This window comes from Bradyrhizobium sp. NAS96.2 (assembly GCF_001908235.1).
Lineage (GTDB): Bacteria > Pseudomonadota > Alphaproteobacteria > Rhizobiales > Xanthobacteraceae > Bradyrhizobium.
Genome location: NZ_LGHK01000106.1, coordinates 1 through 5,870, shown reverse-complemented (window position 1 = coordinate 5,870; position 5,870 = coordinate 1). Strand labels below are relative to the sequence as shown.

8 protein-coding genes and 1 pseudogene are annotated in these 5,870 nt (G+C 64.6%); 6 read left to right on the top strand and 3 right to left on the bottom strand.

Going from position 1 to position 5,870, the window contains the following annotated elements; translation table 11 throughout:
* Positions 1-219, top strand: a pseudogene (locus tag AC628_RS23050) (caspase family protein); the annotation flags it as partial.
* Positions 220-449: 230 nt separating this feature from the next.
* Here the strand turns inward: AC628_RS23050 and AC628_RS23045 are convergent.
* Complete coding sequence (locus AC628_RS23045; RefSeq protein ID WP_074129010.1) at positions 450-875, bottom strand: winged helix-turn-helix transcriptional regulator; 426 nt, start codon at positions 873-875, stop codon at positions 450-452.
* Between the two features lie 115 nt (positions 876-990).
* Between AC628_RS23045 and AC628_RS23040 the strand changes: the two genes are divergently transcribed.
* Entirely contained in the window at positions 991-1,863 is an 873-nt protein-coding gene (locus AC628_RS23040; RefSeq protein ID WP_074129009.1) for an NmrA family NAD(P)-binding protein, read from the top strand.
* Positions 1,864-2,007: 144 nt separating this feature from the next.
* Positions 2,008-2,403 carry a DoxX family protein gene (locus tag AC628_RS23035; RefSeq protein WP_074129008.1) on the top strand — a complete coding sequence of 132 codons (396 nt, stop codon included), beginning with the start codon at positions 2,008-2,010 and terminating at the stop codon, positions 2,401-2,403.
* A gap of 1 nt (position 2,404) precedes the next feature.
* Here AC628_RS23035 and AC628_RS23030 read toward each other — a convergent pair whose 3' ends face one another.
* Positions 2,405-3,085 (bottom strand): DUF1345 domain-containing protein, encoded by a 681-nt coding sequence (locus AC628_RS23030; protein ID WP_074129007.1) that lies wholly within the window; start codon positions 3,083-3,085, stop codon positions 2,405-2,407.
* A gap of 18 nt (positions 3,086-3,103) precedes the next feature.
* Complete coding sequence (locus AC628_RS23025) at positions 3,104-4,024, bottom strand: polyprenyl synthetase family protein (RefSeq protein ID WP_074129012.1); 921 nt, start codon at positions 4,022-4,024, stop codon at positions 3,104-3,106.
* Positions 4,025-4,224: 200 nt separating this feature from the next.
* On the opposite strand from AC628_RS23025, the gene mtgA reads away from it, so the two are divergent.
* From mtgA to AC628_RS23010, 3 genes are all read left to right on the top strand, one after another.
* Positions 4,225-4,896: a monofunctional biosynthetic peptidoglycan transglycosylase gene (gene mtgA / locus AC628_RS23020; protein WP_074129006.1), complete on the top strand. Its 672-nt coding sequence runs from the start codon at positions 4,225-4,227 to the stop codon at positions 4,894-4,896.
* 157 nt (positions 4,897-5,053) lie between these two features.
* Complete coding sequence (gene rpmF, locus AC628_RS23015) at positions 5,054-5,239, top strand: 50S ribosomal protein L32 (RefSeq protein WP_021077536.1); 186 nt, start codon at positions 5,054-5,056, stop codon at positions 5,237-5,239.
* A 199-nt stretch (positions 5,240-5,438) separates the two neighbouring features.
* The coding region (locus tag AC628_RS23010; RefSeq protein ID WP_074129011.1) for a hypothetical protein at positions 5,439-5,870 on the top strand (432 nt) is incomplete at its 3' end.

The window sequence follows — 5,870 nt, the reverse complement described above, 5'->3', positions numbered from 1 at the left end:
CGCGAGCGCGAACGTGCCCTCCATCCGCAGCGCGAGCCGCAGGTCCCGTCCGCGGACATTCCGCGCCCGCAGGGCCGTGCCAGGGCGGAAGGCGGCGGCAGCGGTCAGATCATGTGCGATGCCTATCTGTGCCGCCCGGTCAGGCGCGGCTGCCATCTCGAGTACCGCGGCGGCGGCGGCCCCGGCGGCAACGTCGGCAATGTCGAGGTCTGCAACTAGAGTCTGATGAGATTAGGTTGAGCTGGAACGGCGTCGAAACTTCACCTCTCCCCGACGGGGAGAGGTGAACCAAGACCGCACCAAGCCGATTCAACCCAAACTCATCCCGCCTTAGCGCCTCGAATCATAGATCGGAGTTCGTGGGCAAGTTCATCCCGTGTCCGCTGGTATCTCCATTGAAGCGCGCCGCCTGACCTCACGCATGCGACGATACGAACTTCTGTCTCGGATCAAGAGCGCTGGACGTCAGAGGGTGCTCCGTCAAAGCGGACGCGCGCTGCATGGATATCGGAATAGCGACGGTCGGCCCAATCGATGAGGCTCGCCATCGGCTCCAGCAGGGATTGGCCTAGCGGCGAAAGGCAATATTCCACGCTCGGCGGCTTGGTCGGAAAGACATGGCGGGTGATCAGTCCGTCGCGTTCCAAATCGCGCAGCGTCTGAGTGAGCATGCGCTTGGAGATGTCACGGACGGCCCGGTGAAGCTCGCTAAAGCGCTGCGGGCGCATCGCGAGGGTCATGAGCAGGAGTATGCTCCATTTGTCCCCGATGCGGTCGAGCACGTCGCGCACCGGGCAATGTACGGGTTTTACTGACTGCGCGTCGTCCGATTGATATCGGCTGAATCGCTCGATCGCGCTCAATGCGGCGCTCATGCGGGCCCCTTTTTCTCTCCTGGTTACAAAAAACTGCCTCCTTACGGTGCAGGTCGCAGGTCTCTATGTGAGACCTGCCCTCAAACATAAACCATGCAGGGCCAGGAGAGAACGCATGTTTTTGGTGACCGGAATTACAGGAAAAGTTGGCGGCGCGACGGCAAGGCATCTGTTGGCCCACGGTAAGAAGGTGCGCGCGCTGGTCCGCAGTCGCGAGAAGGCGGCGGAATGGATGGAGCAGGGCGTGGAACTGGTGGACGGCGACTGGAACGATACGGCAGCGATCGATCGGGCGCTCGACGGCGTCGATGGCGCTTTCGTCATGCTGCCGTCAGTGTGGGCCCCTTCGCCGGATTTCAAGGAAGCCAAGGGCGTCATCTCGAACTATGTCCAGGCTCTGACCAAGGCCGCGCCGCCGCGTGTGGTCGCGCTCTCGTCGATGGGCGCGAACCGGACGAGCGGGCTGGGAATGATCACCGCCCTGTCGCTACTGGAGCAAGGCTTCCGCGACTTGGCATCGCCGGTCGCGGTCGTTCGCGCCGGCGGGTTCTTCGAGAACTTCCTTTACGGCCTGCACGTCGCGCAGGGCGGCACACTCCCGGTTTACTACAATCCGACCAGCCGGAAATCGACGATGGTCGCAACGAACGACATTGGTGCCGAGGTGGCGAGGCTGCTGACCGGGCCGGCGTGGTCGGGGCAACGCGTCATCGAACTTGGTTCGATGGTCAGTGCGGATGAAGTCGCAGCGCAACTCGGCGATGTTATGCAGCGCGAAGTCAAAGCCTTCGCTGTCCCGCGGGCCGAGTGGCCGGCAGCGTTCGAGCAGTTCGGCATCCCGAAGGGCCAAACCGGACCGGCTGAAGCGATGTTCGAGGCCATCAACGCGGGCTGGATGGACCTCGGCGTCGCTGGCACGGAGCACGTCGCCGGCACGACGCTTCCGCGCGATGTCTTCGCGGCGGTCCAGAGGGCCGCCACGGCGTAGGTTCTTAGATTAGCGAAGGAGATGCGGCTTTCGGATCTGCTCCGGAAATCCGCATCCCTTCGGAATGAATGCGTCGCGGCTGGCCGTCTCTCGGGCGCGACCACACAGGTCCTCCGCGGAGGCCTATCAGAAACGGTTGGACAAATGTCAAAGATCTCGTGGCGCCAAGTTTCGGCTCTGGCACTTGCAGCTTTCTTCGTCGTGGGATCGCTTAGCAACATCTTCGCCCCTGGGTCCATCTACGAGGAATATCTGCGGTGGGGATACCCGCACTGGTTCCATTTCGTGACCGGATCGCTGGAACTCACGGCCGCCGTTTTGCTGGCGAAGGCACGGACTCGGCTGTGGGGCGCGGCGCTCGGCTGCGCCGTGATGTTGGCGGCGCTCGCGACCGTCACCCTCCACGACGAATACGGGCACGGGCTGCCGCCGCTTGCTGTGGCGGCAGTATCAATAGTCATCGGGTGGAGCACGCTCTCGCCGCGAAGGAGGCGTGCGCCTTCCCGCGCAAGCGAAGTGGTCCAGCGAGTTTGCCGCTGATCTAAATCAGGCTCGCCGCGATGTTCACCATCAGGGCCAGCAGCGCGGTGTTGAACACGAACGAGATGATGCCGTGCACGGTCGCGGTGCGGCGGATGATCTTGTCGGTGATGCCGACATCGGAGACCTGCGCGGTCATGCCGATCACGAACGAGAAATAGACGAACTCCCAGTAGTCGGCGTCGATATGCTCGTCGCCGCTTGGGAACTGCAAGCCGCCGGGTGTCTTGCCGCGATAGAACTCATGGGCGTAGTGCAGCGCGAATGCGGTGTGGACCATCGTCCATGACAGTGTGATGGTGATGATCGCCACCGCCAGTCCGGCCGGGCTGCCCTTGGAAGCGCCGAGTTCGAACACGATGGCCAAGAGGCTCGCCAGCGCGCCGAACGCGGTCAGCAGCAGGATCAGGAAACGGCCGTCATCCTGCAAAATGGCGCTGCGCTTGATGTGGGCGACGCCACAGCGCAGCATCATCACATAGGCGAGCACGAGATAGAGCGCGGCGAAGGCGTCCCAGCCGGCGAGCAGGCGCGTGACGAGGCGCATCGAGCCCGGCACCAGCAGGGCAACCATGATGCCGACCACGACCGAAGCGAAGGTGCGCGGCCGGCCCACCACCACGCGGACCGGCATCGGCAGCTTGCGGAAACGAACAAGGCGGTCGTCGAACTCCTTGTTCATTTCGCTCTTTGCCTTCCGCTAGTTCTTGCGATCGGCGACGAAGCGGGCGGCTGCGCGCAGCACGTTGCCCCTGTCGCCGAACACCGACAGTGCGGCGTCGGCGCGCGCCAGCAGGTCGCGCACGCGCTGCTTGGCTCCGTCGATGCCGAGCTGGGTGACGAAGGTGGTCTTGCCGAGCGCGGCGTCGGCGCCGGCCGGCTTGCCGAGTGCCGCGGCGTCGCCCTCGACGTCGAGCAGATCGTCGGCGATCTGGAAGGCCTCGCCGAGCGCTTTGCCGTAATCGTCGAGCGCCTGGTATTCCTTCTGCGAGGCCTGGCCGAGGATCGCGCCGGCGATGCAGCCGAAGCGGAGCAGCGCGCCGGTCTTCATCTGCTGCAGGCGGGCGACGTCGACCGGCTCACGGTCGCCGAAGCGGCCTTCGCCGGCGAGGTCGAGGATCTGGCCGCCGGCCATGCCGCCGACGCCGGAGGCGCGCGCCAGCGCGCGGGTCAGGAGCAGACGGACCTGGGCATCCCTGTGGATCGCATCGCGGGTGATGATGTCGAAGGCGATCGTCAGCAGCGCGTCGCCGGCGAGGATCGCGGTGGCGTCGTCATAGGCCTTGTGCAGGGTCGGGCGGCCGCGGCGCAGATCGGAATTGTCCATCGCCGGCAGATCGTCATGGATCAGCGAGTAGCAGTGGATGCATTCGAGCGCGGCACCGACCAGCAGCGCGGATTCGCGCGGGATGCCGAATACCGCCGCGCTCTCGACCACCAGGAACGGCCGCAGCCGCTTGCCGCCGCCGAGGCTCGAATAGCGCATTGCCTCGATCAGCCGTTTCGGGCGCACGATCTCGTCGCTCTCGGTCGCGTCGGACAGCAGTTTTGCGAGCAGGGCTTCGGTATCCTCCGCGGTCTGGTCCAGCCGCTTGGAAAATTCTGCAGTACCGGTCGTCATTAAGAATTGCTCCAGATCGATTTTCGGCCGGACAATCGTTGATGAGATCGGCTTCGTCAATTCCACCCTGCGGCGGATTCGCGCCTTAAAAGTGCTGGAAAAACCGTGAATTATCCCACAGACATCTGACGGCGTCGGCCGTGTCCTGGCGGGCGGGTGCCAAATCCTTGCTGAAGAGGTCCTCCCCGGGAACCCTCGTTTTGCGCATTGTCCGAATTTTTTTGCTGCTTTTGCTGGCCGTGCTGTTGCTGCCCTATCTGGTGACGCCGTTCTACCGCACCGGTCAGCCAGTTTCGGCCCTGATGGCGTGGCGGAGCCTGCGCGGGGCCCCGGTCACGCGGCATTGGGTCGATTTCGGCGCGATATCGCCCTATCTGCCCCGCTCTGTGGTCGGGTCGGAGGACGCCCATTTCTGCAAGCATCGGGGCATCGATTGGGGCGCGCTGCGCGAGGCGCTCGACGATGCCGAGGACGGCGAGGTGGCCCGCGGCGGCTCGACCATCACCCAGCAGGTGGCCAAGAACCTGTTCCTGTGGTCCGGCCGCAGCGTGATCCGCAAGGGGCTGGAACTGCCGCTGGCGCTCTGGATCGACTTCGTGCTGCCGAAGCAGCGGATCCTGGAAATCTACCTCAACATCGCGGAAATGGGCCCAGCCGGGCAATTTGGCGCCGAAGCCGGCGCGCAGTACGCCTTCGGCCGCTCCGCCGCGGCGCTGTCGCCCCGGGAAGCCGCGCTTCTGGCGGCGATTCTGCCGAATCCGGTCAAAAGAAGCGCCCGGAACCCGGGGCCGGGGGTGCGCAGGCTGTCCGGAACCTACATGGCCCGGGCCAATACCGTGACGCGCTGCTGGCGCGACAATCGCGGCGATTGAGCGCGATTTCGGGCGCTTTTTGCTGAATCCCACCCTAGATTTACGCGAGCCCTTCCTCTATAAGCGCGGCCTTACCGGCATCGCAGCTTGCGCTTCGAAGCGCTGAGCCCGTCCGCATTTCGGACGATGCCTCCGCAACACCCTAGAGGACACCGTCATGGCCGTTCCCAGAAGAAAAACCTCGCCGTCGCGCCGTGGCATGCGCCGTTCGGCCGATGCGATCAAGACCCCGACCTATGTCGAGGACAAGGATTCCGGCGAGCTGCGCCGTCCGCACCACCTCGACCTGAAGACCGGCATGTACAAGGGCCGCCAGGTCCTGAAGGCCAAGAAAGAGTCCTGATCGGACTTCGGCTGCCGCGCCGCTGGCTCGAGCATGACCCGGAAAAGTGCGTAGCGGTTTTCCGATCGGTTCATGCTCTCACCAAAGCGGCGCTGCGCCCGAATTCGGCCAACGAGTGCGGTCAAGACGGGCGCGTCCGCGGCGAAGCCAATGAGCATCGCCGCATTGCTGGTTCTCCCTGAATAAGGCGCAAGCCCCGATGGTCGGTTTTCCGCTGCTGCTCGTTCCGCTCGCGGTCTACAACATCATCGCCTTCCTGATGCCCGGCGTGTCCTTTACGGACCCGCTGATCAGGCTGACATTGCCGTCGGGCGAGCAGTGGCAGATCACGCTCAGTGACATGCTGCTTGCCGCCGGCGTGCTGCTGTTGCTGCTCGAGGTCATCAAGGGCGCGCGCCCCGGCGCGAAATATCTCACCGACCATCTGCTGTCGCTGATCGTGTTCGGCGCGGCCGCCGCGGAATTCGTGCTCTGGCCGAAATTCGGCAACTCGACGTATTGCCTGCTGACGCTGCTGGCGCTGGTCGATTTCATTTCCGGAGTTGCGCTGCGCACCCGCCGTCGCGCGGTGGTCGCACCTGCGGCGCCGGCACCGAACGTCGGCAAGTCGCAGCCCGCGGCCCCGCAGCCT